A 25,622-nucleotide genomic window follows, 5' to 3' on the forward strand; every position below is an offset into this window, starting at 1 on the left:
TTGCCGTTGCAAGACGCCGGAAAAATACGCAGTCAGACAAGCTGCCCGCACTTTCACACTGGTTACTGGTTGTTTCGCGGCAGAAACACGGACGAGCAAATCAGTGATTTCCCCTACGCTTTTCAGCAGTTATACCTCGTCTGTGGGGGCAGGGGCATCCGTTAAAGGAGGGAGCCGGCTGCCTGGTTGCGGGGCCGGCCGGTGGGAAAACCGCCCGTAGCATACGGGTAGCCGGCTGCAGCTAAAGCGCCTGCCTCGTCAGGACACCAGCTGCCCCATCGGTCCGATTTATTTTATGGCACCTGCCAACCAGGCAGGTAATATCCGACGCTGGGGCGGAGCAACACAACCTCAGGCCGCTCCGCCGCAGCTCTATCGGAACTCCTGGTTTCCCATTTTCACCCCGTTTTGAGCTTCGCCAATCGGCCGGTACCGGCGCCTACCAGCACCTGGCTCTGTTTGCGGCCGACGCCCCGCTGGGCAGCCCGCCGCTCGCCCACTGGGTACTACCGTATGAGTCGCGCCGCACAATCAGCTCCCGCGCCTCGCTGCTGATGCCGGAGGCTACCATGACCCTGCCCGAAACGCTGCTGGACTCCGGCACGGGCACCCTGCCTACCACCTCACTGCCCGTATCCGACAGCCTCAACCACGTGCGGATAACACTGCGTGGTCCCTATTTGTGCGGGTAGACTATAGCACTGGGACGGGCAGCCCCGCCTGTAATTTCCCGGGATTTATACGTAGGCCGAAAACGGGTACTAACACGCACTCAAACCCTACTCTTATAGATTAGCTTTGAGACAGTTGCGCTACTCCAGACGCATCAGCAGGTACTGGCGCACTGGCTTACACCTCAATTTTTCGCGAGATGTTTCATTCTACTTCCCTCTCCGGCACTGCCAGCCGCCTTTACACCGTCGATATGAACACGGCTGACCCGGTGCAGCTGGCCCGCCGCCTGAACAGCGTGGCCACCGACGATGCGGAGCGGCCCTGCCTGCTCATCGACTGCCAGCAGCTGCGCTGTCTGCGCACGCGGGGCGTCAGCTTTCTGGTGTCGCAGCTGCTCCTGACCCGCGCCGCCGGGGCCGATGTGCTGCTGTATAACGTGGAGCCGGTACTGGAGCGGGTCTTGCGTCTGCTCCGCCTCGATCAGCTGTTTCAGTTGTGGCCGGCCTCTACTGCCTCGTCGGGCAGGACTAGCGTGGCGTAGCGTTCTGCCGCTTTTTCCTTTCTGATTTCTTTCCACTTTTCCTTTCTCCAATGGCCACTTCCCAATCACCGCGCAGCACGACTGCCTCCAACAATTCCGCTCCGGCCCGGCCGGCCAGCCGCCGCGGCTTTGCTTCTATGGACCCCGAAATGCAGCGCCGCATTGCCAGCGAAGGCGGCAAGGCCTCGCACGAAAGCGGCCGGGGCCACCGCTGGACCTCCGACGAAGCCCGCCAGGCAGGCCGCAAAGGCGGCCAGAGCCGCCGGCCGGCTCCTTCAGCGTAGCCCTGAGGCTCCTCGACACAACCTGCGCGGCCCCTCGGACACTGCCGCGCCTCCGAAAGCCCCGAAGAACTTCTTCGGGGCTTTTTTGATGGCCTTTCGTACGTATCAGGCAAGGTTCCCTCTTTTTGCCGACCCGGCGGCAAGCGCCTACGTACGTATGCCTGTTACCGCCCGTCTGCTCATGCCTGCTCCTGCCACACCGCTCCCTCCGTCTCCTACTTCCCCGTTTGCGCCGCTACGCATTCCTATTTTCCGGATGCTCTGGATTGCTTCCTTCGTGTCGAATATCGGCACCTGGATGCAGAACGTAGGGGCGGTGGGCCTGATGACCGAGCTTACCTCGTCGCCGGTGCTGGTGGCGCTGCTCCAGACGGCTTCGGCGCTGCCCGTATTTCTGCTGAGCCTGCCGGCCGGCGCCCTCGCCGACCTAGTGGACCGCCGCCGCATGCTGCTCTTCACACAAACCTGGATGGCCGTAACGGCGCTGGTGCTGGCATCCATCACGCTGCTGGGGTTCAATACGCCCTGGCTGCTGCTCACGCTCACGTTTCTGCTGGGCCTGGGCGGCGCCATGAACAACCCGGTGTGGCAAACCGTGACGCCCGAGGTAGTGCCCCGCCCGCAGCTGCCCCAGGCTATTGCCCTGAACAGTGTCAGCTTCAACTTGGCTCGGGCCTTCGGGCCGGCGCTGGGCGGCCTCGTCATCGGGTATTTCTCGGCCGGAGCGGCCTTTTTACTCAATGGCATATCCTTTCTGGCCACCATCTACATGGTGTACAGCTGGCAACGTGAGCCGCAGGCCACGGCCACGCTGGCCGGCGAGCGGGTGCTGGCGGCTATTCGGGGCGGTATCCGCTACGCCCGGTTTGCGCCGCCGGTGCAGCATATTCTGGTACGGGGCGTGTGCTTCACGTTCGGGGCCAGTGCCCTGTTTGCCCTAATGCCAGCCGTGGTGGTACGCCATCTGTTGCTGCCCACTTCCTTCTACTCGATTCTGCTCTCGTGCATGGGGGCCGGGGCGGTGCTGGGGGCGGTGGTGCTGCCGCGCCTCAACCGCCGCCTCTCCATTGATTGGCGGGTGACGCTGGCAACCAGCGCTTTTGCCATCGGGCTGCTGGGCCTAGCGTATTCATCGAGTCGGCCGCTGCTGATGGGGTTGCTGGTGCTGGTGGGGCTGGCCTGGATGCTGGTACTCAACTCGTTTAGTGTGGGCGTGCAGACGGTGGTGCCGCGCTGGGTGCAGGCGCGCACCATCAGCCTGTATCTGCTCACCATTCAGGGCGGTATGGCGCTGGGCAGCGTGGTGTGGGGCTCGGTGGCCAGCCGCTGGGGGCTGCCGCTGGCGCTTTCCGGCGCTGCCGGTTGGCTGGGCCTGAGCACCCTGCTGGCACTGCGCTTCTCGCTCTACACCTCACCCGAAGCACTGGACTTCACGCCGGCCCGGCCCCGCCTGGAGCCCGTGCTGGCCGAGGAACCTGCCCCCGACGAAGGCCCGGTTATCATCACGACTACGTACCGCATTGCCCCCGAAAACCGGCCCGCCTTCACCTACCTGATGGAGAAGCTGGCCCACATCCGGCGGCGCGAGGGAGCCATCGGCTGGGGCCTTTACGCCGACTTGGCCGACCCGACCAAAATGCTGGAGTATTTCATGACCGAATCGTGGGAGGAACACGCTCAGCAGCACGAGCGGGGCGTAAGCCGGGAGGAGGAAGAGCTAAAACAACAGCTCCGAAAGCTGCACCAGGGCCCAGAGCCGCCTGCGGTTTCTCACCTGCTGGCCCAGAATTACCGCCATACCGCCGTGCCGCCCGTGATGGTGCCCGGCAGCACGCGCCTCGTAGCCAGCACCGCCGGCGAAGCCACGTAGCACCAGGTTTTTGCAGCATATTTTCTGGATTCTGAAATATATGCTGCAAAAACCTAACGAGTCCAGGCCCCGCTACGCGCGCACTGTGCCGGCAGGCCTAAAACTTTCCGAGGGGTTCTGTGCTTGTGTCGTTTCTCCCCTCTCTCAACTTTCCATGAAACTACTCTACAGCTACCTGCGCCACTACTGGGGCCTGCTGGCGCTGGCGCTGCTGCTGGCGTCCATCAACCAGGTTTTCTCGCTGCTCGACCCCTACATTTTCCGACAGATTATCGACCGGCACGTGGTGAAGGCGGGCGAAACCGTGTTTCACGACGGGTTCTGGACTTTCCTGACCGGTGGCGCGGGGCTGCTGATTCTGCAGGCCATGGGCGTGGCCATGGTGTCGCGCATCGCCAAAAACTTCCAAGACTACTACGTCAACGTCATCACGCAGCGGCTGGGGGCGGAGCTGTACTCCGATGGTCTGCGCCACTCGCTGGAGCTACCCTACCAGGTGTTTGAGGACCAGCGCTCCGGCGAGACGCTGGGCAAGCTCCAGAAAGTGCGCACCGACGTGGAAAAGCTTATTCAGAGCTTCGTCAACGTGCTGTTCATCTCGCTGGTGGGCATCATTTTCGTGGTGTGGTACGCCATCAGCGTGTACTGGCCCATTGCGGCCGTCTATTTCCTCACCATCCCGATTCTGGGTTCCCTGAGCCTGTTTCTGAGCCGCCGCATCAAGGTGATTCAGAAAACCATCGTGGCCGAAACCACGGCCCTGGCGGGCTCCACCACTGAGAGTCTGCGCAACATCGAGCTGATCAAAAGCCTCGGGCTGGCCCAGCAGGAAACCCAGCGCCTGAACGCCACCACCGGCAAAATCCTGAAGCTGGAGCTGAAGAAAGTGCGCTACCTGCGCTCCTTGTCGTTTGTGCAGGGCACCTTCGTGAACCTGATGCGCAACGTAATTCTGCTGATGCTGCTGTTTCTGGTGGTGCAGCAGATTATCACGGTAGGCGAGTTCTTCTCGTTCTTTATCTACTCGTTCGCCATTTTCGGGCCGCTGCAGGAAATGGGCAGCATCATCAATATCTACCGCGAAACTGAAGCCTCGCTGGCCAACTTCCAGCAGATTCTGGACACGCCCAAGGAGGTGAAGCCCGCGCATCCGCAGGTGATTGAGAAGATTGAAACGCTGGCCTTCGACAACGTGCATTTCCAGCACCTCACGGCCAGCGCCCCGGCCCTGGCCGGCATATCGTTCCAAACCAAGCTCGGCGAAACCATTGCCTTCGTCGGTCCCTCGGGCTCGGGCAAAACCACCCTCGTCAAGCTACTGGTGGGCCTCTACCCGCCCGCCGCCGGCCGCATCCTGTACAACGGCATTTCCGGCACCGAGCTGGACCTGGATACGCTGCGCGAACAAATCGGCTTCGTGACGCAGGACACCCAGCTTTTCGCCGGCACCATCCGCGAGAACCTGCTTTTTGTGGCCCCCCAAGCCACCGATGCCCAGTGCCTGCGCGCCCTGCACCAGGCCGCCGCCGACACACTGCTGGCCCGTGCCCCGCTCGGCCTCGACACGGTCATTGGGGAAGGCGGCGTAAAGGTGTCGGGCGGTGAAAAGCAGCGCCTCAGTATTGCGCGGGCGCTGCTGCGCCACCCTACCCTGCTCGTTTTCGATGAAGCTACTTCGGCGCTGGACTCCCTTACGGAAGAGGAAATCAGCCAGACGGTGCGGGAGCTGTCCGGCTCGCGCCAGCACATTACCATTCTTATTGCCCACCGCCTCAGCACCATCCTCCACGCCGACCGCATCTTTGTGCTGGAGCGTGGCCACGTAGCCGAGGCCGGCCGCCACGAAGAACTGCTAACCCAGCGCGGCCTCTACTACGCCATGTGGCGCCAGCAGATCGGCGAGCGGCCGCAGGCCCAGATTGTTGCGCAGGCTATACCGGCATAAGGTCGGTATCCAACTGGCTGCTTTCCTGCCAGGCGGGAAAGGCACGAGCCCCTGCTACTTGTACGAAGTCATTCTCTGGCTACGTGCGAGTAGCAGGGGCTTTTGCAGTGTGTCAGGCAGCAGCATCTGGTGGGCCCTGCAACTGTAGAGCGCCTAACAGTATCCTTCTATAAATTGGATTGAAAGGCACGAAAATCATGCGAGCATCGTTTAGTTAGCAGCCAGTTCGGCACGATTCCTGACATTCTCCTTCCTGTTAGTTTCGCCTCTTAAGGACTTTTCAATGACGCTTCACCCCCGCCTTCTTCGTCGCTTTGCCGGCTCGCTGCTGGCCGGGTGGCTGTTTCTTGCTGGCTCGGCCAGCGCCCAGTCTGTTTCTACCCAGCGCGACGTGCTGCGCGAAATCACCGATGTGGTAGGCCTCAAACCTCGTTTCGAGCTGCTGGCTACTTCGCAGGTGCAGAATGCGGCTGCCGTGGTGTATAGCGGCAAGCGCTACCTGCTCTACAATCCCAAATTCGTGTCGGCAGTGAACCGGGCCGGCCGCACCGACTGGGCCGGTATCAGCATTCTGGCGCATGAGATGGGCCACCACCTCAATGGCCACACGCTGCGCCCCGGCGGCTCCAACCCCGCCGATGAGTTGGAAGCCGATGAATTTTCCGGTTTCGTGCTGCGCAAAATGGGAGCCAGCCTGTCGCAGGCCCAGGCCGGCATGGCTGTGGTGTCGGACGAGGAAGCTTCCCCTACGCATCCTGGCCGCACCACTCGCCTGAAAGCCATTAATGAGGGCTGGCAGCGTGCCAGCCAGCAGATTGTGGCCAGCAGCCGCAATACGGCGCCATCGGCAGCCCCGGCCGTGGTCTACAACCGGCCTGCTCCTGCCCCAGTAGTGGCCACCACCAGCCGCGTAAGCCAGGCCAGCAACATGATTGGCCGTATCACCTTCCGCAGCAACCCCGATGAGCTGTACTACCTGACCAGCCACCTCAACATCGTGCGCCTCGATCAGCAGGAGCGGACGGCACAGGTAGTAGGCCGCCTTACCCGCTCCGATTCCGCCGCTTTCCCGTACGTGCTGGTTGATGCGCAGCAGCGCCGCCTGTTCGTGAGTGCCGCCGGCGGGGTATTCGATAAAAATGGCCAGCAGGTAGCTCTGCTTTCTGACCCTTCTTAAGCCTTTCGCCTCCTATAGCGCACGGAAGCCGGCTCAGTAAATGAGCCGGCTTTTTTGTGTCCTGAGCTTTTTGCTCAGGACCATCTGCGCTACAGTACGCGGGGAATTATCCATCTGATGGCAACCTGAACCGTGCGCATGGTGTTGCATATGGGTTTGGCAGGTTAGCTGTGGCGGCCGCATTCCGGCAACTGTGGCAACCGCCGCTCCTGTATTCTTCCTCTATCATCAGTCCGATGCCCGAATTACCCGAAGTAGAAACCTACCGCCGTTTTCTGGATGAAATTCTCGTTGGCCAAACTATTGTGGCGCTAGAAGTAAAGGATGCTCATGTGCTGGCCACGGATGAAGTGACGCTGCGCAAAGCCCTGAGCGGCCACCGCGTGACGGCAACACGCCGGCTCGGCAAAAACTGTTTTCTGGAACTGGACAGCGGCCAGGTGCTGGCCCTGCACTTCGGCATGACCGGCGACGTAGGTGCCTACCGCGACGAGACAGATGCGCCTCGTTTTACCCGCGTGGCCCTGCACCTTGCGGATGGCTTGCGCGTAGCCTTTATTGATCCACGTAAGTTTGGCCGCATCCGCCTCACCGAAAGTGTGGCGCAGTACCAAAAGGCTAAAAAAATAGGACCTGATGCGCTGGACATTACAGCGCAGCAATTGCAGGCCGCATTGGGTGCCAGAAAGCCGCTAATCAAGCCGCTGCTCCTCGACCAGAGCATCACGGCGGGACTGGGAAATTGGATTGTGGATGAAGTGCTGTTCCAGGCGAAGATTCATCCGGAGCGGCGAGCCTGCACGCTGACTGAAGCGGAGTTCAAGGCTCTGCATGCTGCTATTCAACTGGTGCTGACTACCGCAATCCGGCATGAGGCCACCTATCGGCACTTCCCGGCCTCTTTCCTCATTCACGCACGTGAGTGGGATACTTCAGCAACTCCAAACACGGATAATCATATTTACTGCCCTATTCATCCAAAAACAAAAATAGCAAAAAGCTATGTAGGCGGCAGAGCTACATATGTGTGTCCTAAATGCCAACCAGCCCCGTCCGAGAATAAATAGTTCTATTTCCTACTATTCAAAGCCCGTTTAGTAGCACTAAACGGGCTTTTTTCATTTTATCAGAAAAAATAATCACACTATCAAGAAAATCATGTAGTTACTGCATTCTGCTGATATTTAGTGGTAAAAATTTACCTTTTCCTATACTGCATGAACCAACTTGATAAACAGTTAGTTAGATTTGCACTAACGCAGCCCCACTGGGTGAGGCGTTGAGAAGAGAAGTTGGACGCATTGTGAAAAAGAAAAGGCTCTAAAAAGCCTGCCGCAGAAGGCGTGTTGTTGAAGTCACTCATAAAATCACCCAAAACCCATTTCATGAAGAAAGTAACCCTGCTCCTGAGCCTAGCTGCCACCGTTCTAAGCCTGGCTTCCTGTGAAAAAGAATTGGAAAATGTGAATACGCCGGATCAGGCGGCCGCAGCTTCCGCTGTTAAGACCTTGACCGTTGAAGAGAAAACCAGCCTGCTGACCACCGGCGACTGGAAGCTGACTAAAATGTCAGCTACTTCGGGCCAAACCGAAACCAACCTGCTGGTAATGCTGAAAGCCGACGAAAGCGACAATCTGTCGAAATTCCGTGCTGCCGGCCAGTTTCTGCAGGATGAAGGCGCTGCCAAGCGCACGGAAGAAACGCCCCAGCAGTCGGAAGGCACCTGGGCATTCAGCACCGATGGCAGCCAGCTGGACGTAACCAACGCCGGCGTCACCACGCAATACCAGGTTGCGGAGGTAAGCGCTTCGTCGCTCACGCTCACGCGCACCAGCACCGATACTGAAGGCAAAAGCACCACCATTACGTCGGTGTACTCGCACTAAGTAGTTCCGCCAGCCGTACCCCCGATTTTTACCACCGTTCAAATAGCAAAACGCCCGGCCGCTTGGCCGGGCGTTTTTGTGTTTATATCTGTTAGGGCATGCTAGTGCATGTTGCCCAAACTACCCAACACCATCACACTGCAGGCCCCAAAGCCGATTAGCAGAACCAGCAAGGCACTCAGGAAGTAGGGCGCGGCACTCTGGCCCGGAGTGGATTTAACCAAGCGTATCACCCCCAATATCAGGTTCAGGAACACCTGCCCGCCATAGAGCGCAGCAAACAGAAAAGCGCTGCCACCATCCGTGGCTGGAGTCAGAACCCCCAGAACTGCGGCCATTCCTACCACAAGCAGCAGGTTGTTGCGCAACACATGGTTCGGCTTCGAAGCAGGCTTGTCGGGTTCCACGGTAGAGAGTGGTTAATGGACGGGAAGGTGAAAACAGACAGGACAATCATTGAAGCTACCTTTGGCATCCACCAGACCCAGCTGAATCAGTACTACGTGACAGGGTAGTTTTAGGGATGGACTTACTGCACTCTAGCTACAGCACCGGAATATCGCGCAGTTCCTGCAGGCGGGCTAGCTTTTCTTCGTCGCGGTAGAGCAGATTCATGGTTTCGAAGGGAATGATCTTCAGGTCTTTGCTCACGATATGGACGCAGGACTTCTTGATGGCGCGCACGTCGAAGTTCCAGGCATCCATGAATTGCAGGATGATGACGCGGAACAGGTTTTCGTACTTGAGGTTAGGAGCCTGGATGGTAGGCAGGCAGCACAGCAGCTGGTTCAGTTCCGGCGTGATGGTGTCGACGGTGTTAGCGGTGCTGAACAGCTTGAGCAGGTGCTGGCGCAGGCGCGGGTCGTGCTCATACACAATAGTGTTGCCGCCGCTTTGCAGCAGTTCGGCCGGCTGCACGTAGCGCGTAAGCGGAAACACCTCGCCGCCCAGTTTCAGGGCGTAGCCCATCACCAGCGCATCGGGGTTGCAGGGCACGGGCAGCAGGTCTTCGGCTGTAAACAGGCTTTGGTCGATGATGCGCTGGCGAGTTTCAGTGAGGGTGAGGCGGTCGGTGGCGGGGTCGAAATTTTCGAGGCGGCCGGCGGCCTGGGTAGGCTGAAACGTGACGCCACGCACGCAGCGCTGCTGCAGGGCGTAGTCGATGACTTCACCCATTTCGTCATCGTTGAGGCCCTTTTGCAGCGTGACCACCAGTGTGGTGCTGAGGTTGTACTTGTTGAGGTGCTCGAGGGCCTGCTTGCGCACGTCGCGCAGGTCGCGGCCGCGCAGGCTCTCCAGAGCTTCTTTCCTGAACGAGTCGAACTGCAGATACACCTCGAAGGCGCCCTCGTAAGTTGCCAGCCGAGCCACAAAGGCTTCGTCTTTGGCCAGCCGCACGCCGTTGGTGTTCACCATCAGGTGTTTGATGGGCTTACGCTTGCACATGTCCAGAATTTCCCAGAACTGCGGGTGCAGCGTGGGCTCTCCGCCGGATATCTGCACTACGTCGGGTTCCCCTTCGTTTTCGACCAGCACGTCCACCATGGCTTCCACCTCTTCCAGGGTGCGGTGCCGGCCGTGCAGAGGGCTGCTTTCGGCGTAGCAGGTGGGGCACGTCAGGTTGCAGCGGTCGGTTATTTCGATGACGGTGAGGCAGCTGTGCTGCTCGTGGTCGGCGCAGAGGCCGCAGTCGTAGGGGCAGCCGTAGTGGGTGGCCGTGTTGAAGCGGCGGGGCGTTTCGCTGGGCTTCACGTAGTTGCGGATGCTCTTGTAATACTCCACATCGGTGGCAATGAGCACGCGCTGCCGGCCGTGCGTGGGGCAGCGCTTGAGCATGTACACGCCGCCGTCCTCAAACACGATTTTGGCTTCCACCCGCCGCAGGCAGTGCGGGCACAGGCTCAGGGTGAAGTCGTAGTAGGTATAGGGACGTTCGGGCATAAGATTATACGCAGTTAAGGTACTGAATCTGAGACGTGGTGAACTGCTCGTTCACAAAGTAAGTGATATTACTCAGTGGCTTTAGTGGGCCGATATTCCTTCCGCCCGAACAGCCACCCATAATATCCCAGTCCCGCCACACAAGCCCACTGAATGGCCGTGAGCCCCCAACCGCCGGGGGCGGGTGTCGGCTTGAGAAACTCCACCAGCAGGCGGAATACAAGGTAGCCAATCATGAAAATCCGGAACCGCCAGCCATCCGGCAGCGGCCGGCGGTGCTCCATGAGCCACAGCGCTGCGCCCAGCAAAAGCAGCCACCCGATTTCGTAGAGGTTGGTGGGATGGCGCGGCACTCCGTCGCCGAAGTCGATGGCCCAGGGCAGGCTGGTGGCAGTGCCGAAAGTACCGTCTTCGAGGCCAGAGAAGTGGCAGCCGAGCCGCCCGATGCACATACCCAGAATCACAGGAAATACCATCAGGTCGCCGCTTGAGGTTCTGACGCCGAGGTACTTTTTGGTCAGCTCCACGCCTACCAAGCCGCCCAGCAGGCCGCCCACAATGGTCTTGTTGGTGAAGTAGTAGAGCCAGCCGCCGGGTGGATGCAGCAGTAATTCAGGGTGCTCCAGCAGCCCCAGCACGCGGGAGCCTAGCAATGCCCCGGCCGCGCAGCCCACAAAAATCCACAGGCGGTGCTCATCGGAAATTCGGTCGGTGGTACGGGCGCGCAGGTGCTGATAGAAACGGTAACCGATAGTATAGGCCAGCACTTCCAGCAGCAGATGCACCGGCAATACCAGCGGGCCGAGGGCAAGATGAACGGGGTAGGTCAAGCAGGAGTATCAGTTGTCTTGTAGCAAGAGCAATGATAGAAAAAACCTGTCATCCTGAGCGCAGCGAAGGACCTTATCCGAGAGAAACGGTAACCGTAGCAACGATTCGTTCTCATGTGATAAGGTCCTTCGCTGCGCTCAGGATGACAGGCGGTTCATTTCTCCCTCATGCCTCACAACTCGTTGTTTTCTACTTCGGCTTTGCGGGTGAGCGTAGTGAGCCAAGACCGGGTAGCCTCTGATTCTGCCTCATAGCCAAACCGTTTTTCGTTGCCTACTACATCGGCGGGGCCAGGCAGAGAGCGGTTAGCCCAGCTGAGCAGGTCAGCGGTGGTGCCGGGCAGCAGGCCGTGGAAAGCGGCGAGTAGCTTAGCGGGCAGCCCCAGAATCACTTCGGCGTCGCCGCGGCGGCAGGCGTTCCAGATTTCGCGGCCAGCCCGCTCGGCATCCATCGAAATGGCAGGCAGCGAGTCGGCAATGCTGAACCAGGCGTATTCCTTTTTGTGCTGGCCTTTGAGGATGGCGTTACGAGGGCTACCGGTTCGCATCAGGCCCGGGCACACGGTAGTTACCTGAATCCCATATTGCAGCAGTTCGGCCCGGAAGCCTTCCGAAAGGCCCACCAGCGCAAATTTGCCGGCGCTGTATGGCACCAGATGCGGTACGGCCACCTTCCCGCCTACCGACGCAATATTCACGATACGGCCCTCGCCCCGCCGGCGCATGTCGGGCAGCACGGCCTGCATGGCGTGCAGCGGCGCCCAGAAGTGCACTTTCAACGAATCTTCATAGTCCCGCACCTCCATATGGTCGAGAGCGCCCACGCTGATGATACCGGCGTTGTTGATCAATACATCAACCGGCCCTAGCTGTTGCTGCACTTCCGCCACCAGCGTCCGGACTTCGGTGGCATTGGTCAGGTCGCGGACCAGCGTCATCACCTCGGCACCTTCTTGAGTCAGGTCCTGGCGGGCACGCTCCAGCTCGTCGGCATCGCGGGCACAGATAGCCACTTTGGCCCCTTCCGTCGCGGCCTGCCGGGCCAGAATCAGGCCCAACCCCCGTGAGCCACCGGTAATCAGGACGACTCGGCCACTGAGATTGTAGGAGCCGCGCCGGTTGCTCCAGAGAGTAGCGGCAGCTAGGAGCGCACCGGCTCCGGCGGCGGCCAGCCAGCTGTTTCGGGTATGTTGCTTCATAGTATACTTGTATGGAAAGGCAGCGGAAAGGTTACAAGGCATCGTAGCCAGGCGGTTGCGCCATAATCCTATTTGCCGGGAATGCCGGATGCACCAAACCGCATCAATTGGCGTTAGGCAATCTGAATCCGCGAATTGGCATCATATTTACATGCCCGTAGCGGCCCACCCCTCGCCTGCTCCTGCGGCCTTCGCCCTGGTTTTTCTTTTACGCCCATGAAAACGCCCCTTCTCGCTACCCTACTGCTGCTGAGCGCCCCTACTCTGCTCCTGGCCCAGACGACAGCCACCGTCAAGACCAAAACCAAGCCGGCCAGCGGCCCGGTTACGAAAACCAAAACCGCTGCGCCGGCTGCCCGTCCGGCTGCCGCACCTGCCAAAGCCACGCTGCCACCCGCCGCCGAGGCACAGGCCGAGTCCCGCGCCAACGCCCTCACGGCCAACATGCAGAAAGCCCTGGCTCTGAATCCGCAGCAAGTGGAAAAGGTGCGCCAGATTAACCTGATTAGTGTGCGCGGCGTGGAAACAGCCCGCCTCACCTACCGTCAGGACGTGCGCAAAATGGCCTCCATAGTCGACGACATTGGCCAGTCGCGCTTGGGTGCCCTGAAAGACGTGCTGACCCCCGCACAGTTTGACAAGTACCAGCGCAAGCGGGAAGAGAAAATGGGAGTTCCGAGCGGCCAGGCGGCACAAGGCACGCCAGCCCCAGGCCTCGGGAGCCGCTACGAAGAATAATAGCAACAGCACCCAACCACAAGAGCCGGCCATCCTACGTGTGATGCACTATCAGATGCATCACACGTAGGATGGCCGGCTTGCGGCGTTACAGGCTCAGCCCAAACACCTGCATACTCAGTTTCACGATGAAGGCACTGACGACGACTAGGAACAGCCCCCGCACGAAGCCAGTGCCGTGGCGTAGCGCCAACTGGGCCCCCAGCGTGGAGCCGATGATATTGCTGGCTGCCATGGGTAGAGCCACTTCCCACAATATCTGGCCGGTATAAGCAAAATAGGCCAGCGCCGCCAGATTGGTAGCCACATTCACCAGCTTAGCGGAGGCGGAAGAGGTAATGAAGTCGTAGCCAAACAGGCCCACGAAGGCAAACAGTAGAAAGGAGCCGGTACCAGGACCGAAAAATCCGTCATAGAAGCCGATGATCAGGCCGATTAGGGCTCCGTACAGGGGCTCCCGGCTGGCGGCCAGGCGTGGCGCATGAATAGAGCCAAAATCTTTGCGCCAGAACGTATAGAGGGCAATAACGACCAGCAGGCCCAGCACCAGCGGCGGCAACAGTTCCTGCGGCAGCTGGCTAACCACCCGCGCCCCCAGAAACGAAAACACGCCCGCCACACCGGCCGCCACCCCTACAGCCCGCCACCGGATGGGCACCTTGCCCGCGTAGCTGCGCAGCGCGGCCGCCGTCCCCATTAGCGACGATACTTTGCCGGTGCCGAAAATGGTGGGCACCGGCGTGCCTTTTAGCAAAATCAGCATGGCCGGCAACTGCACCAAACCGCCACCGCCCACAATGGCATCAATGAAACCGGCCAGAAAGGCAAACAGACACAGGAGGGCGAGGGCGAAAGCAGAAATCATGAGGCCGCGAAGGTAAAGGCGCGGCCGCCAGGAACAATAGATGCCTATCGGCAGAGGCGGTGCTCTACTGCCTGCTTCCAACAACCGCTGCCCGTTCCGGCCGTAAAGCCGGTTCTATGACCGAAAACCTAACGCAGCGGCAGAAGATGCTCACTTTTGCCGGTGTGCTGCTGGCCATGTTCCTGGGCTCCCTCGACCAGACCATCGTCAGCACGGCCCTGCCGCGCATCGTGGCCGACCTGAACGGGCTGGACCGTTTTACGTGGGTGGCTACGGCCTATCTGGTGGCCAGCACAGCCCTGGTGCCCATCTACGGCAAGCTGGCCGACACCTACTCGCGCCGCAAGATTGAAATTGGGGCCGTCAGCATCTTTCTGATTGGGTCGATACTGTGCGGGCTGGCCGGCGAGTTTGGCCCCTTACCCCTGCTCGGCGACGGCATGAACCAGCTGGTGGTATTCCGGGCTATCCAAGGGCTGGGCGGCGCAGGGCTGTTTGCCATGGCCTTCATCGTCATTGCCGACCTGTTTCCGCCGTCCGAACGGGGCCGCTACCAAGGGTTTACGGGGGCCGTATTTGGCACATCGTCGGTGCTGGGGCCCTTTCTGGGTGGTTTCCTGACCGACAACGGCTCCGGTTGGATACCGGGCGTGGCGGGCTGGCGGCTGGTATTCTACGTGAACCTGCCGCTGGGCCTGCTGGCGCTCTGGTTTATCGTCACGCAGATGCCCGCCTTGCGCCCTAGTGGCAAGCCCCGCACTATCGACTATCTATCGGGGCTACTGCTGGTGACGGGGCTGGTGCCGCTGGTTATCGGGCTACAGCTCAACAAGGAAGAGTACGGCTGGACTTCGCCCGTGACGCTGGGGCTACTGGCTGTGGCCGTTGCGTCGCTGGTGTTGTTTGTGGTGCGCAGCCTGCGCCACGAGAATCCGATTCTGGACTTCGGGCTCTTTCGCAACCACGTGTTCCGCACGGCCAACGCGGCGCTTTTTCTGCTGGGCGGGGCATTCCTCGGTATTATCATTTTCGAGCCCCTGTTCATGGTGAACGTACTGGGCGTATCGGCTACCAAAGCCGGCGTGAGCCTGATTCCGCTGTCGATGGGAGTAGTGGCGGGTTCGTTGCTGGCCGGCCAGATGGTGTCGCGCTTCGGGCACTACAAGCGCTGGATGCTGGGCGGAATCGTGGTACTGCTGGGAGGCTTATCGTTGCTGGCTACCATGCCGGCTACTGTCAGCTACGGGCAGGTGCTGGGGTATCTGCTGCTGTGCGGCCTGGGCCTGGGCCCCACCATGCCACTCTATACGCTGGCTATCCAGAATGCTATTGAACCTCACTTGCTGGGGCAGGCCACGTCGGCCAGCCAGTTTTTCCGGCAGATAGGCGGCGCCATTACCGCGTCTGTTCTAGGCGCGATTCTCACGCTCACCCTGGCCCATAGTCTGCCCGCCAGTGCAGCCCCGGCCCCTGCGGCACCCAAGGTAGTAGTGTCAGAAGGTCCGGCCCTGCCGGCCGGGGCGGACTCCGCTTCCCCGGCAATGCAGGCTGCTTTTTCCAAGGCCATTTCCCGGGTGTACTTGTTCAATATCGTTCTGGTGCTTGGTGGCCTGGTGATGACGCTTTTCGTGCCCGAATTGCCCCTGCGAAAATCCAATGCCCCGGGCACCCCGATACCGGCAGCCGAGTAGCAGTGGGCCAGGGCTGGTAAACTAGTTGGCGCGGGACTCTGTTGTAGGAGTTGCCACGGACTGTACTGCAGTTGCAATGGCCTTTCTCCAGCCTATACCTTTCCCCATGCCGTTAGATAACAATCTGCACCTGAGCGTACTCGACCAGTCGCCGGTACCGCTCGGGCGCACTCCCCGCGAGGCCCTGCAACATACTGTTGAGCTGGCCCGCCTCACAGACCGCCTTGGCTTCACCCGCTTCTGGGTGTCGGAGCACCACAACACGAACACACTGGCCGGCTCGGCCCCGGAAGTGCTGCTGGCCCGCCTCGGGGCCGAAACGCAACGCATCCGGCTGGGCTCGGGTGGCGTGATGCTGCCGCACTACTCGGCGCTGAAAGTGGCCGAGAACTTCCGCCTGCTCGAAACGCTCTACCCCGGCCGTATCGACCTGGGCATTGGCCGCGCACCGGGTACCGACCGGATTACCGCGCACGCCCTCAACCCGCACAACACCTTCAGCGACCAGGATTTCGCGGATCAGCTTATGGACCTGCGCGCCTACCTGCGCGACGAAGTAGTGGCCGACACCATTCACGCCAAAGTGAAAGCGGCCCCTTTCACGGATACCACCCCGGAAATGTGGCTGCTGAGCAGCAGCGGGCAAAGCGGCCTGTTTGCGGCCCACGTGGGCGCGGCATTTTCGTTCGCGCACTTCATCAACCCCAACGGCGGCCCCAAAATGATGCAGCTGTACCGGGAACGGTTCCAGCCCTCGCCGGAGCTGGGCGCACCGCAGGGCAACGTCGCCGTATTTGTGGTGTGTGCCGATACCGCCGGCCATGCACAGGCCCTCGCCGACAACCTTGCTCTGCAGATGCTGAAGCTGGAAACCGGTAACTACTCGCCGATTGATGCAGTAGAGAAAGCCAATGTTTCGGCGCTTTCCGCTGACCTGCAGCACCGCCTTGCCTACCATCACCAGCGTATCGTGAGCGGCACCCCTGATAAGGTGAAAGCCGAGCTAACTGCCCTGGCTGCCAGCTACGACGTGAATGAGGTGGTAGCCGTTACCATCACCCATGATTTCGACGACCGGCTTCGCTCCTATGAACTGCTGGCCGATGCTTTTCAACTGCAGCACACGGCTCAGGCCCCCTTGGCGGCGGCGCTGTAAGATAGCCTCCACTATACTGCTTAGCGCAAGAAAGCCCGGCCCTGCCGGGCTTTCTGCATGTAGCGGCTTCTTATCGACCTGTAAATCAGGCACCAGATACCTTATGTAGAATTTTTCTATTCAACTATTTTGAATCTATCTAAATAGACCCGTGCTTTGCAGTATATTAAATGATTCTAAACAAGCCTTGGTGCTTCGACTCATGTCCCGACCCTTTCCGCTTCTGCTGCTGCTGTCCTTGCCTCTTGCTGGTTTCTCTCATGCTTCTTTGGCCGCAACGGCTGGGGAGTTACGGTTGAATGGGCCAGCAAACGGAGCGGACGACGCCGCCCGTCGCGGCTGGATTACCGGCCGGGTAGCGGATGCCAACGGCCAGGCAGTGGAAGGCGTAACGGTGGCCCTGAAAGGCACTTCGTATGGTGCCAGCACTCAGGCAAATGGCAGCTTCCGTCTGGCAGCCCAGGCAGGTTCCTACCAATTGGTTGTGAGCAGCATTGGGTATATCACGCAGGAAATAACCGTCACGGTAATAGGCGGCGAAACCCTTTCTGTTCCGGCTTTCGTGCTGGCGGCCAGCAGTCAGCAACTCACGGAGGTAACCGTAACGGGCCAGAAGTCACTAAACCAGCGGGCCGTAACGGTTGGCAAGCTGCCCGTAGCCGCACTGGACCTGCCGCAGAGCGCCGTAACCGTGGAGCGCGAAGTACTGGAGCAGCAGCAGGTGCTGCGCCTCTCCGACGCCTTAGTGAATGTGAGCGGCCTATACGTGACCAGCACCACGGGCGGCACGCAGGAGGAACTGGGCAGCCGGGGCTTTGCCTACGGCTCGAACAACACCTTTAAGAATGGGGTGCGCTTCAACAACGGTATCATGCCGGAAGCCAGCTCGCTGGAGCGCATGGAAGTACTGAAAGGCAGCGCGGCCATCCTGTATGGCAACGTAGCAGCGGGCGGCGTACTGAACCTCGTGACCAAAAAGCCGCAGTTCGAGCGCGGCGGCTCGGTGGGTCTGCGGGTGGGCAGCTTTGGGTTCTGGAAACCTACCGTGGACGTGTACGGCGCCATCGGCGACAGCAAGAAAGCAGCTTTCCGCCTGAACGGCACTTACGAGCAGGGCAACAGCTACCGCGACGAAGTAAAATCGGACCGGGTGTATGTGAACCCCAGCGTGCTGCTGGAGCTGAGCCCCAACACCACGCTGGTGCTGGAAGGCGACTACCTGCGCGACAACCGCACCCCGGATTACGGCATCGGCGCTATCAACTATGAGATTCCGGAGTCGCGCACCCGCTTCCTGAACGTGGCCGGCGCGAACAATGCTACCACCCAAACCAGCACCACCGCTACGCTCACTACCCGCCTCAACAACGCCTGGAACCTGCGCGGAGTGGCCGGTTTCCAGCGCTACGACAACAACCTGCGCAGTGCCTCGCGCCCTACCAATATCGTCAGCACGCCCGGTGCTACCTACGGCAACTGGACCCGCGGCCTGCAACGCTCCCAAACCGCCGAGAACTACTACCTGGCCCAGTTGGACCTGACCGGCACGTTCAACACGGGCTTCCTGGGCCACACGCTGCTGGTGGGGGCCGATGCCGACCAGTATGCCACGACGACAACTTCCTATACCAATCCGGAGTCGGCGACCCGGCCCAACACGGCCGTTTCCGCCTACGATGTCATCAACATTCTGGACCCCAGCAAAGAACTCGCGCAGCCGGCTGAGCGCCTGAGCAGCTTCGACCAACTGGTACGCAACTCCCTGACGAAAGGCAACACCCGCCGGGCCGGTTTCTACGTGCAGGACCTGCTGAGTGTGAGTGAGAAGGTGAAAGTGCTGGCCGGCGTACGCTGGAGCTATCAGGAAACGCCCAGCGACGTGTTCAACTACAACACAGTAGCAAACCGCAACAGCAAAACGGCCGACACCTACGTGGAAAACCGCCGCTACGACAACGCGTTTTCGCCACGTCTGGGCGTGGTCTATCAGCCGGTCAAGACGTCTTCGGTATTTGCTTCCTACTCGAACTCATTTACACCGAATACCGGTATTGATACCGATGGCAATACGCTCCGCCCCTCTATCATCGAGCAGTACGAGGTAGGTATCAAGAACGACCTGTTCAAAGGCGCGCTGTCGGCCAACGTTACGGCCTACCAGATTGTGAACAGCGACCAGTCGCAGACCATCCAGCCGGGCGCGCCGAACTTCAACGAAAGCCGCCCAACAGCGCAGGAGCTGGCCGGTGAAGTGACCAGCAAAGGCGTAGAGGTAGACATCCAAAGCAAGCCAATGCTGGGCTGGAGCCTGATTACGGGCTACAGCTACAATCATACGTCTTACACCAAGAGCAACACCTACGAAAACGGCAGCCGCCTGCGCTACAACCCGGCCCACACGGCCAACCTGAGCCTGTTCTACAGCTTCAACAGCGCTTTCAGCGAAAGCACCTTCCTGCGCGGCCTGACAGCCGGCATCACCACCTACTACGTGGGCGACAAGCTGGCCGGCCGCAACACCCGCCTGACAGTTCCCAACGATGCGTACCGCCTCATCAGCATTCCAGACTACGTGCTGTTCGACGCTTCGCTGGGCTACACCTACGACCGGGTTGCGGTGCGCGTGAAGCTGGCCAATATTCTGGATGAACTGAGCTACAACCTGCACGACGACAACAGCGTGAATCCTATTGCGCCGCGCAACTTCTCGGCTACCGTGAGCTACAAGTTGTAGGTGTCAGCCCTGCGCTGAATGAGTGACTGAGTGACTGAGTGACTGAGTGAATAAAAACCCGGTCGGAACCAGCTGCAACTGGCCCCGCCCGGGTTTTCCTCTACTCCACCGCTCCGCCTGATTTTGCCTGTTATTTTTGAGCGCCAGCAGCTGCATTAGCTGCATTATACCACCCTACATGAAACTCTTCTTCCGCAACATCCACCTCTACCTCAGCCTGGTTTCGGGGCTCATCATTGCCGTGGTGTGCTTCACGGGCGGCGTACTGGTCTTTGAAAAGGAACTGGAGCAGGCCTGGCACCCGGAGCGCTACTACGTGACGCCCGCCTCTACCGCGCGCCTGCCGCTAGCCCGGCTGACCGAGGCCGTGCGCGCCTACAAGCCACAGGCCACCATTACCGGCCTGAAAGTATATGCCGATCCGGCCCGCACCGTGGAATTCAGTCTGGCTGGTGCACCCGGCGGCCCTGGCGGCGAGCAGAAAGGCGAAGGCCGAAAAGAGGGACGGCCGGAAGGAGCGGACCGTGCTGCCGAGGGCCGCGGAGGTGAGCGGGGCGGCGAAAATAGCAAGGCTGAAAAAGGCGAAGGCCGGGGAGGCAAAGAAGCCGGCAAGGGTGGCAAAGGGGGTGGCGGAGAAGGCGGCCGTGGCCCCACGGTATTTGTGAACCCCTACACCGCCGCCGTTACGGGCGAGCTTAACTACCGCGAAACGTTCTTCTTTACGATGATGGCCCTGCACCGCGGCATGGTGGGCGGCTCAGTTGGCAAACTGGTGGTGGGTGTTAGCACGGTGATGTTCCTGTTCATCATCGGAACAGGCATTGTGCTGTGGTGGCCGGCTTCGCGCAAGGTGGTGAAGCAGCGGCTGCAGGTGAAATGGAGCGGCGGCTGGAAGCGCCTCAACCACGATCTGCACATTGTGTTGGGCTTCTACTCGGCTTTGCTGCTGTTTGTATTTGCCTTTACGGGCTTGGCGTGGTCGTTTGAGTGGTTCAACAAAGGCATCTACGCCGTCACCAACTCCCCGATGGAGCGCCCCGAACCACCGGTTTCGGCACTGCCCGCCGGCACCGCAGCAGTACTCCCCGCAACCCCTGAGGCTACTCCTGCCGCCGATGACGCGGTGGTAGTTACTCCATCAGCTCCAGCCCTATCGGCAGATGCGGTGCTGGTACAGGCCCGGAAAATAGCTCCAGCGGCCGTATACTATGCGTTGCAGCTTCCTAAAGACCCCACCGGCAGCATTCGGGTAGCTACGCTGCGGCCCAATGCAGTGTATGAGAATGCCACCGATGAGGTATACCTCGACCAGTACTCGGGCAGCGTACTCAAGTCGCATACCTACGAGCAGCGCAACCTGGGCCAGCGCGTGCGCGGTATGTTTAAGCCGGTGCACACGGGCTCCATTTTCGGCTGGCCTTCCAAAATCGTGAGCCTTGTCGTCTGCCTGCTGGGCGTCACATTCCCCATCACGGGCACCATTATGTGGCTTAACCGCCTGAAAAAGGCCAAAAAGAAGCAGCGCAAACTGGCTACAGCGGCGTAGTTGGCTCAACTTCTTTTTGCAGCTATTCGTACTGCATGCAAGCGTCAGGCTACTTTAGCCTGACGCTTTTCTTTTGCCCTGCCTATGACTCCGCCTGCTGCCCAGCCTCTTCCCCCAACCCCGCTACCCTCCCCCGAAAACCGCCTGCTGGCCCTGCTCCGTCGCGCTGGCCTCCTCGACTGGTTTCTGCTGGGGCTGCTGGGTGCGGTAGGGCTGGCCTACTTGGTGCCGGAGGCAGGCAGTAAAGCCAGCCCTATTCCCTGGAAGGTAATTACGACGGCCGGCGTGGCCCTCATCTTCTTTTTCTATGGTTTGCGGCTCAGCCTTGAGAAGCTGCAGGCGGGCCTGCGCAACTGGAAGCTGCACGTTATGGTCCAGTTCATTACGTTCGTCGCGTTTCCGGTGCTGGCATTATTAGCTAGGCCGCTATTCGAAGGAGGGAAGGGTGAGCAGCTGTGGCAGAGCATTTTCTTTCTGTGTACGCTACCCAGTACCGTTTCTACCTCGGTAGTAATGGTGAGCATTGCGCGTGGCAATCTGCCGGCAGCCATCTTCAATGCCAGCATCAGCAGTTTGCTCGGCATTGTGCTCACGCCGCTCTGGACTAGTCTGTTTCTAAATACCTCGGCCGATGGCGGCCATCTTTGGGGCTTGGCCGTTAGTTTGGTATGGCAGGTGATTCTGCCGGTGGTGGCGGGCGTGCTGCTCAGCCGCCGTTTCGGCCGCATTGCCGAGCAGTACAAAGGTGCCCTCCGCATCTCCGACCAAATAGTGATTCTGCTCATCGTTTTCACGGCGTTCTGCGAGTCATTTGCCGAGGGCATTTTCCGCAGCTTCGCGGCGCAAGACATCCTGTTGCTGGGCCTGGGCATGGTGGCGCTTTACTTCGCCATTTTCGGGGCAGTATGGGGACTGAGCCGGGCGCTGGGCTTCTCGCGCGAGGACCGGATTACGGCGCTGTTCTGTGGCTCCAAGAAGTCGTTGGTGCACGGGAGCGTCATGGCGAGCCTGCTGTTTCCGGGCATGGCCGCCACCGGGCTGCTGTTACTGCCGCTTATGCTGTATCATGCCCTCCAGATTATTCTGGCCAGCATGATGGCCCAACGCATGGGCCGGGAAGCCGAGGTGCTGCCAGCCGTGCCAGTTGCCTGATGCGCCCCGCATATTACGGGCTGGCGGCCACTTCTGGCAAACTGCATTATATTGTGTAGCATAGCCGGCACAAGCTGGTCATCATTATGTCATTTTGCCAATGATGGCACTACTATTCCATCCAAGCAGCCTTTCAGTAAAATCTTCCAGATGGCTGCACAAAGAAGTACATAGTAGGGATGTTTCGATGTATGTTTGGGACTATCATTGACCCACTCATTCGATTTCCTGGCATGAAAACACTTCTTCTCTTTTTTGCCTTATTTCTAGGTTGCCTTACTGCTTCCCACGCTCAAACACCTACACAGAAAGTGTACGCAGCCGTTGTGAAGAACCAGCCGGATGTGTTGGAAAGCCTACTGGCTGGCGGAGCCGACGCCAATGCACCCGTGGAAATGATGCCCGGCTTTCCCACCACTTTTCTTATTCTGGCCGCCGGCAACGGACAGCTGGAGCTGGTCAGGATTCTGGTGAAGCATCGGGCCCAGGTTGATAAGCCCGACTCTTTCAACGCAACGGCCCTCATGGCGGCTTCGCTGCAGGGCAGCTTAGAGGTGGTGGAGTTCCTGCTGGCCCACGGCGCAGATCCGAAAGCCAAAGACACCGACGGAAAAGACGTGCTGGCCAGCGCCAAAGAAGGCGGCAACAAAGCCGTTATCAAGCTCATTCAGGGCAAAGCCCGGTAGCGGGCCGCCGCTACGAAGCCCTGCCGCTACCCGCGCAGCTGTAGCAGCCGCACCAGCAGGCCGGTCCAGCCGGTTTGGTGGCTGGCCCCCAGGCCCGCGCCGGTGTCGCCGTGGAAGTACTCGTGGAAGAGCACATTGTCCTGGAAGTTCGGGTCCGTCTGCAGCAGTTCATTTGCGCCGAAAGCCGGCCGGCGTCCATCGGCATCTTTCAGCACCAAACTGGTGAGGCGGCCTGCCAGAGCTGCTGCCACTTGCTGCAAATTGAGCAACACGCCGGAGCCGGTAGGATACTCAATCTTGAAGTTGTCGCCGTAGTAGAAGTGGTAACGCTGCAACGACTCAATGATGAGGTAGTTGATGGGCAGCCAGATGGGGCCGCGCCAGTTGCTGTTGCCTCCAAACATGCTGCTTTCGGCCTCGCCTGGCACGTACTGCACCATGAAGTCAGCCTCCTCGGTATGAAAGACGTACGGGTGCTCCAGGTGGTAGCGCGACATGGCCCGAATCCCGTAATCCGACAAAAACTCGGTTTCGTCGAGCATGCGGTGCAGCAGCTTTTTGAGGCGCGGGCGGCGCAGCAGCCCCAGCAGGTGGCGGGCGCCTTTGCCGGGTTCTTCCCAGCGGCTCACCAGTTGGGCCAGATACGGACGGTTTTGCAGCAGCCACGTCGCCCGGGCCGTAAATTCGGGGAGCGAATCCAGTATATCCTGCTCTACCACCTCCACAGCAAATAGCGGAATCAGGCCCACAATGGACCGTACTTTGAGCTTAGTCCGCACCCCGTCGGGGGTGTGCAGCACATCATAATAAAAGCCATCCTCTTCGTCCCAGAGGTTGAAGGCACCGTCGCCGCCGCGGGTCATGGCATCGGCGATGTAGAGGAAATGCTCGAAGAACTTGCCGGCCATTTCCTGGTACACCTGGTTGTGCTTGGCCAGCTCCAGGGCCATACGCATCATGTTCAGGGCAAACATGGCCATCCAGCTCGTGCCGTCGCTCTGCTCGATGAAGCCGCCGGTAGGCAGCGGTGCGCTCCGGTCGAATACCCCGATGTTGTCGAGGCCCAGAAAGCCGCCCTCGAAGATGTTCCGCTCACTTTTATCCTTGCGGTTCACCCACCACGCAAAGTTCAGGGCCAGCTTATGGAACATGGCTTCCAAAAACGTAAGGTCGCCGCGGCCCTCGTAGAGCTTCTTGTCCATCTGGTACACGCGCCACGTAGCCCAGGCATGTACCGGCGGGTTTACGTCGCTCAGGTTCCACTCGTAGGCAGGCAGCTGGCCGTTCGGGTGCATGTACCAATCTTTGGTGAACAGGCGCAACTGCTGCTTGGCAAATTCCGAGTCGACCATGGCCAGCGGAATGCAGTGGAAAGCCAGGTCCCAGGCTGCGTACCATGGATACTCCCACTTGTCCGGCATCGAAATGATGTCGGCGTTGTAGAGGTGGCGCCAGGTGCTGTTGCGCCCTTGGCGGCGGCTGGCCGGGGCCTTGCTCATGGCAGGGTCGCCATCGAGCCACTTCGCCACGTCGTAGTAGTAGAACTGCTTGCTCCACAGCATGCCCGCAAAAGCCTGGCGCTGCACATTGCGTACATCGGCGCTGGCGGGCAGAGTTTGCTGGAGGCAGTCGTAGAACTCATCGGCTTCCTGCTGGCGGGCAAAAAACAGCTCGTCGAAACCGGCAAAAGGAGCATCCTGCCACATCTGGCTCAGGCGCAGCCGCACGGTACGCGCCTGCCCGGCCGGCAGGCTCATGTGGTAGCGCGCCGCTACTTTGGTGCCGGTCTGTCCCTGGTTGATGGCGTCTTCCTCCCCCTCTACGACGAAGTTGTTGATGCCATCCTTGAAGTAGAGCCCTTTGGCCGGCAGCCCATAGAGCCGGGCGCCGTTGGTTTCGTTTTCGCAGAAAAGCAGCTGGGGCGCTTCGTCTCCGTCCTCTTCACAATACAAGTGGTAGTGGCCCAGCTCCGGATGCTCGGCATGCACCGCCCCGGGCTGCGACTGGCGCAGTATGGGGCGGGGAGTGTGCTGGTCCCAGCTCCAGGTGTTGCGAAACCATAGCTGAGGCAGCAGCTGCACGCGGGCTTTTTGCGCCCCGCGGTTATGTACGGTCAGCTTAATCAGGATATCGTCGGGGCCGGCTTTGGCGTACTCCACGTACACATCGAAGTAGCGGCTCTTGTTGAAAATGCCGGTATCCAGCAATTCATACTCAGCATCCTGACGCGTACGGCGGGCATTTTCGCGCACCAGCTTCTGATACGGAAACTTTGCCTGCGGATACTTGTAGAGCATGCGCATGTAGGAGTGCGTGGGCGTACTGTCGAGGTAGTAGTACTGCTCCTTCACGTCTTCGCCGTGGTTGCCTTGGCCGTTGGTGAGGCCGAACAGGCGCTCCTTCAGCATTTCGTCTTGCCCGTTCCAGAGGGCCACGGCAAAGCAAAGTTGCTGCTTGTCGTCGCTGATGCCGCCAATGCCCTCCTCGCCCCAGCGGTAGGCCTTGCTGCGGGCCATATCGTGGGTGATATAGTCCCAGGCGTTGCCATCGGGGCTGTAGTCTTCGCGCACCGTGCCCCACTGCCGCTCGGTGAGGTACGGCCCGAATTTCTTCCAGTGAGCTGATTGCGCGTTGCTTTCCTGTAAGCGTACTTGTTCCTGCGTCATAAGTTGGTAGCTCGTGGCCCCTCAATATACGGTTTGCCGC

The 25,622-nt window shown here is 60.0% G+C and carries 21 protein-coding genes; 15 read left to right on the plus strand and 6 right to left on the minus strand.

The features are described 5' to 3' along the window. The first annotated feature begins 569 nt into the window (after positions 1-569). The 8 genes from IC231_RS20215 to IC231_RS14245 all read left to right on the plus strand — a co-directional run bounded on the left by IC231_RS20215 (position 570) and on the right by IC231_RS14245 (position 8,378). Positions 570-692, plus strand: a complete 123-nt coding sequence (locus IC231_RS20215; RefSeq protein ID WP_262892773.1) for a hypothetical protein — start codon at positions 570-572, stop codon at positions 690-692. Positions 693-871: 179 nt separating this feature from the next. Further along, positions 872-1,216, plus strand: a complete 345-nt coding sequence (locus IC231_RS14215; protein ID WP_190785174.1) for an STAS domain-containing protein — start codon at positions 872-874, stop codon at positions 1,214-1,216. Positions 1,217-1,266: 50 nt separating this feature from the next. Beyond that, positions 1,267-1,500, plus strand: a complete 234-nt coding sequence (locus tag IC231_RS14220) for a KGG domain-containing protein (RefSeq protein ID WP_190785175.1) — start codon at positions 1,267-1,269, stop codon at positions 1,498-1,500. Between the two features lie 157 nt (positions 1,501-1,657). After that, on the plus strand, positions 1,658-3,370 hold the full coding sequence (locus IC231_RS14225; RefSeq protein ID WP_211539064.1) for an MFS transporter: 1,713 nt from the start codon (positions 1,658-1,660) through the stop codon (positions 3,368-3,370). Positions 3,371-3,524: 154 nt separating this feature from the next. After that, a complete protein-coding gene (locus IC231_RS14230) occupies positions 3,525-5,315 on the plus strand; it encodes an ABC transporter ATP-binding protein (protein ID WP_190785177.1) in 1,791 nt (596 codons plus the stop codon). Between the two features lie 283 nt (positions 5,316-5,598). After that, entirely contained in the window at positions 5,599-6,492 is an 894-nt protein-coding gene (locus tag IC231_RS14235) for a M48 family metalloprotease (RefSeq protein WP_190785178.1), read from the plus strand. Positions 6,493-6,662: 170 nt separating this feature from the next. Next, on the plus strand, positions 6,663-7,559 hold the full coding sequence (mutM, locus tag IC231_RS14240) for a DNA-formamidopyrimidine glycosylase (RefSeq protein WP_211539066.1): 897 nt from the start codon (positions 6,663-6,665) through the stop codon (positions 7,557-7,559). 318 nt (positions 7,560-7,877) lie between these two features. Next, positions 7,878-8,378: a hypothetical protein gene (locus IC231_RS14245; RefSeq protein ID WP_190785179.1), complete on the plus strand. Its 501-nt coding sequence runs from the start codon at positions 7,878-7,880 to the stop codon at positions 8,376-8,378. Positions 8,379-8,479: 101 nt separating this feature from the next. Here IC231_RS14245 and IC231_RS14250 read toward each other — a convergent pair whose 3' ends face one another. The 4 genes from IC231_RS14250 to IC231_RS14265 form a co-directional block, all read right to left on the minus strand. Further along, positions 8,480-8,785 carry a hypothetical protein gene (locus IC231_RS14250; RefSeq protein ID WP_190785180.1) on the minus strand — a complete coding sequence of 102 codons (306 nt, stop codon included), beginning with the start codon at positions 8,783-8,785 and terminating at the stop codon, positions 8,480-8,482. Between the two features lie 136 nt (positions 8,786-8,921). Further along, a complete protein-coding gene (locus IC231_RS14255) occupies positions 8,922-10,319 on the minus strand; it encodes a radical SAM protein (protein ID WP_190785181.1) in 1,398 nt (465 codons plus the stop codon). A gap of 68 nt (positions 10,320-10,387) precedes the next feature. Next, positions 10,388-11,149, minus strand: coding sequence for a prolipoprotein diacylglyceryl transferase (locus IC231_RS14260; RefSeq protein ID WP_190785182.1), 762 nt, complete (start codon positions 11,147-11,149; stop codon positions 10,388-10,390). Between the two features lie 173 nt (positions 11,150-11,322). Next, positions 11,323-12,348: an SDR family NAD(P)-dependent oxidoreductase gene (locus IC231_RS14265; RefSeq protein WP_190785183.1), complete on the minus strand. Its 1,026-nt coding sequence runs from the start codon at positions 12,346-12,348 to the stop codon at positions 11,323-11,325. A gap of 216 nt (positions 12,349-12,564) precedes the next feature. Between IC231_RS14265 and IC231_RS14270 the strand changes: the two genes are divergently transcribed. Then, a complete protein-coding gene (locus tag IC231_RS14270) occupies positions 12,565-13,086 on the plus strand; it encodes a hypothetical protein (protein WP_190785184.1) in 522 nt (173 codons plus the stop codon). 88 nt (positions 13,087-13,174) lie between these two features. On the opposite strand, the gene IC231_RS14275 is transcribed toward IC231_RS14270, so the two are convergent. Then, a complete protein-coding gene (locus IC231_RS14275) occupies positions 13,175-13,951 on the minus strand; it encodes a sulfite exporter TauE/SafE family protein (protein WP_190785185.1) in 777 nt (258 codons plus the stop codon). A gap of 116 nt (positions 13,952-14,067) precedes the next feature. Here IC231_RS14275 and IC231_RS14280 point away from each other — a divergent pair, with 116 nt between their 5' ends. The 6 genes from IC231_RS14280 to IC231_RS14305 all read left to right on the plus strand — a co-directional run bounded on the left by IC231_RS14280 (position 14,068) and on the right by IC231_RS14305 (position 22,916). Beyond that, positions 14,068-15,642 carry an MDR family MFS transporter gene (locus IC231_RS14280; RefSeq protein ID WP_211539068.1) on the plus strand — a complete coding sequence of 525 codons (1,575 nt, stop codon included), beginning with the start codon at positions 14,068-14,070 and terminating at the stop codon, positions 15,640-15,642. Between the two features lie 106 nt (positions 15,643-15,748). Beyond that, positions 15,749-16,798 (plus strand): LLM class flavin-dependent oxidoreductase, encoded by a 1,050-nt coding sequence (locus IC231_RS14285; protein WP_190785186.1) that lies wholly within the window; start codon positions 15,749-15,751, stop codon positions 16,796-16,798. Positions 16,799-17,000: 202 nt separating this feature from the next. Next, positions 17,001-19,532: a TonB-dependent receptor gene (locus IC231_RS14290; protein WP_190785187.1), complete on the plus strand. Its 2,532-nt coding sequence runs from the start codon at positions 17,001-17,003 to the stop codon at positions 19,530-19,532. 178 nt (positions 19,533-19,710) lie between these two features. Beyond that, positions 19,711-21,078: a PepSY-associated TM helix domain-containing protein gene (locus IC231_RS14295; RefSeq protein WP_190785188.1), complete on the plus strand. Its 1,368-nt coding sequence runs from the start codon at positions 19,711-19,713 to the stop codon at positions 21,076-21,078. Positions 21,079-21,162: 84 nt separating this feature from the next. Then, a complete protein-coding gene (locus IC231_RS14300; protein WP_190785189.1) occupies positions 21,163-22,230 on the plus strand; it encodes a bile acid:sodium symporter family protein in 1,068 nt (355 codons plus the stop codon). Positions 22,231-22,541: 311 nt separating this feature from the next. Further along, positions 22,542-22,916: an ankyrin repeat domain-containing protein gene (locus IC231_RS14305; RefSeq protein ID WP_190785190.1), complete on the plus strand. Its 375-nt coding sequence runs from the start codon at positions 22,542-22,544 to the stop codon at positions 22,914-22,916. 26 nt (positions 22,917-22,942) lie between these two features. On the opposite strand, the gene IC231_RS14310 is transcribed toward IC231_RS14305, so the two are convergent. Further along, a complete protein-coding gene (locus IC231_RS14310) occupies positions 22,943-25,582 on the minus strand; it encodes an MGH1-like glycoside hydrolase domain-containing protein (RefSeq protein WP_190785191.1) in 2,640 nt (879 codons plus the stop codon). Positions 25,583-25,622: the final 40 nt, after the last annotated feature.

This window comes from Hymenobacter duratus (assembly GCF_014698995.1).
GTDB lineage: Bacteria > Bacteroidota > Bacteroidia > Cytophagales > Hymenobacteraceae > Hymenobacter > Hymenobacter duratus.

Bases quoted from the DNA above. Each gene is read 5' to 3' on its own strand.
- IC231_RS20215 (WP_262892773.1), top strand. From the start codon at position 570: ATGACCCTGCCCGAAACGCTGCTGGACTCCGGCACGGGCACCCTGCCT.
- IC231_RS14215 (WP_190785174.1), top strand. From the start codon at position 872: ATGTTTCATTCTACTTCCCTCTCCGGCACTGCCAGCCGCCTTTACACC.
- IC231_RS14220 (WP_190785175.1), top strand. From the start codon at position 1,267: ATGGCCACTTCCCAATCACCGCGCAGCACGACTGCCTCCAACAATTCC.
- IC231_RS14225 (WP_211539064.1), top strand. From the start codon at position 1,658: ATGCCTGTTACCGCCCGTCTGCTCATGCCTGCTCCTGCCACACCGCTC.
- IC231_RS14230 (WP_190785177.1), top strand. From the start codon at position 3,525: ATGAAACTACTCTACAGCTACCTGCGCCACTACTGGGGCCTGCTGGCG.
- IC231_RS14235 (WP_190785178.1), top strand. From the start codon at position 5,599: ATGACGCTTCACCCCCGCCTTCTTCGTCGCTTTGCCGGCTCGCTGCTG.
- IC231_RS14245 (WP_190785179.1), top strand. From the start codon at position 7,878: ATGAAGAAAGTAACCCTGCTCCTGAGCCTAGCTGCCACCGTTCTAAGC.
- IC231_RS14255 (WP_190785181.1), bottom strand. From the start codon at position 10,319: ATGCCCGAACGTCCCTATACCTACTACGACTTCACCCTGAGCCTGTGC.
- IC231_RS14265 (WP_190785183.1), bottom strand. From the start codon at position 12,348: ATGAAGCAACATACCCGAAACAGCTGGCTGGCCGCCGCCGGAGCCGGT.
- IC231_RS14270 (WP_190785184.1), top strand. From the start codon at position 12,565: ATGAAAACGCCCCTTCTCGCTACCCTACTGCTGCTGAGCGCCCCTACT.
- IC231_RS14275 (WP_190785185.1), bottom strand. From the start codon at position 13,951: ATGATTTCTGCTTTCGCCCTCGCCCTCCTGTGTCTGTTTGCCTTTCTG.
- IC231_RS14280 (WP_211539068.1), top strand. From the start codon at position 14,068: ATGACCGAAAACCTAACGCAGCGGCAGAAGATGCTCACTTTTGCCGGT.
- IC231_RS14285 (WP_190785186.1), top strand. From the start codon at position 15,749: ATGCCGTTAGATAACAATCTGCACCTGAGCGTACTCGACCAGTCGCCG.
- IC231_RS14290 (WP_190785187.1), top strand. From the start codon at position 17,001: ATGTCCCGACCCTTTCCGCTTCTGCTGCTGCTGTCCTTGCCTCTTGCT.
- IC231_RS14295 (WP_190785188.1), top strand. From the start codon at position 19,711: ATGAAACTCTTCTTCCGCAACATCCACCTCTACCTCAGCCTGGTTTCG.
- IC231_RS14300 (WP_190785189.1), top strand. From the start codon at position 21,163: ATGACTCCGCCTGCTGCCCAGCCTCTTCCCCCAACCCCGCTACCCTCC.
- IC231_RS14310 (WP_190785191.1), bottom strand. From the start codon at position 25,582: ATGACGCAGGAACAAGTACGCTTACAGGAAAGCAACGCGCAATCAGCT.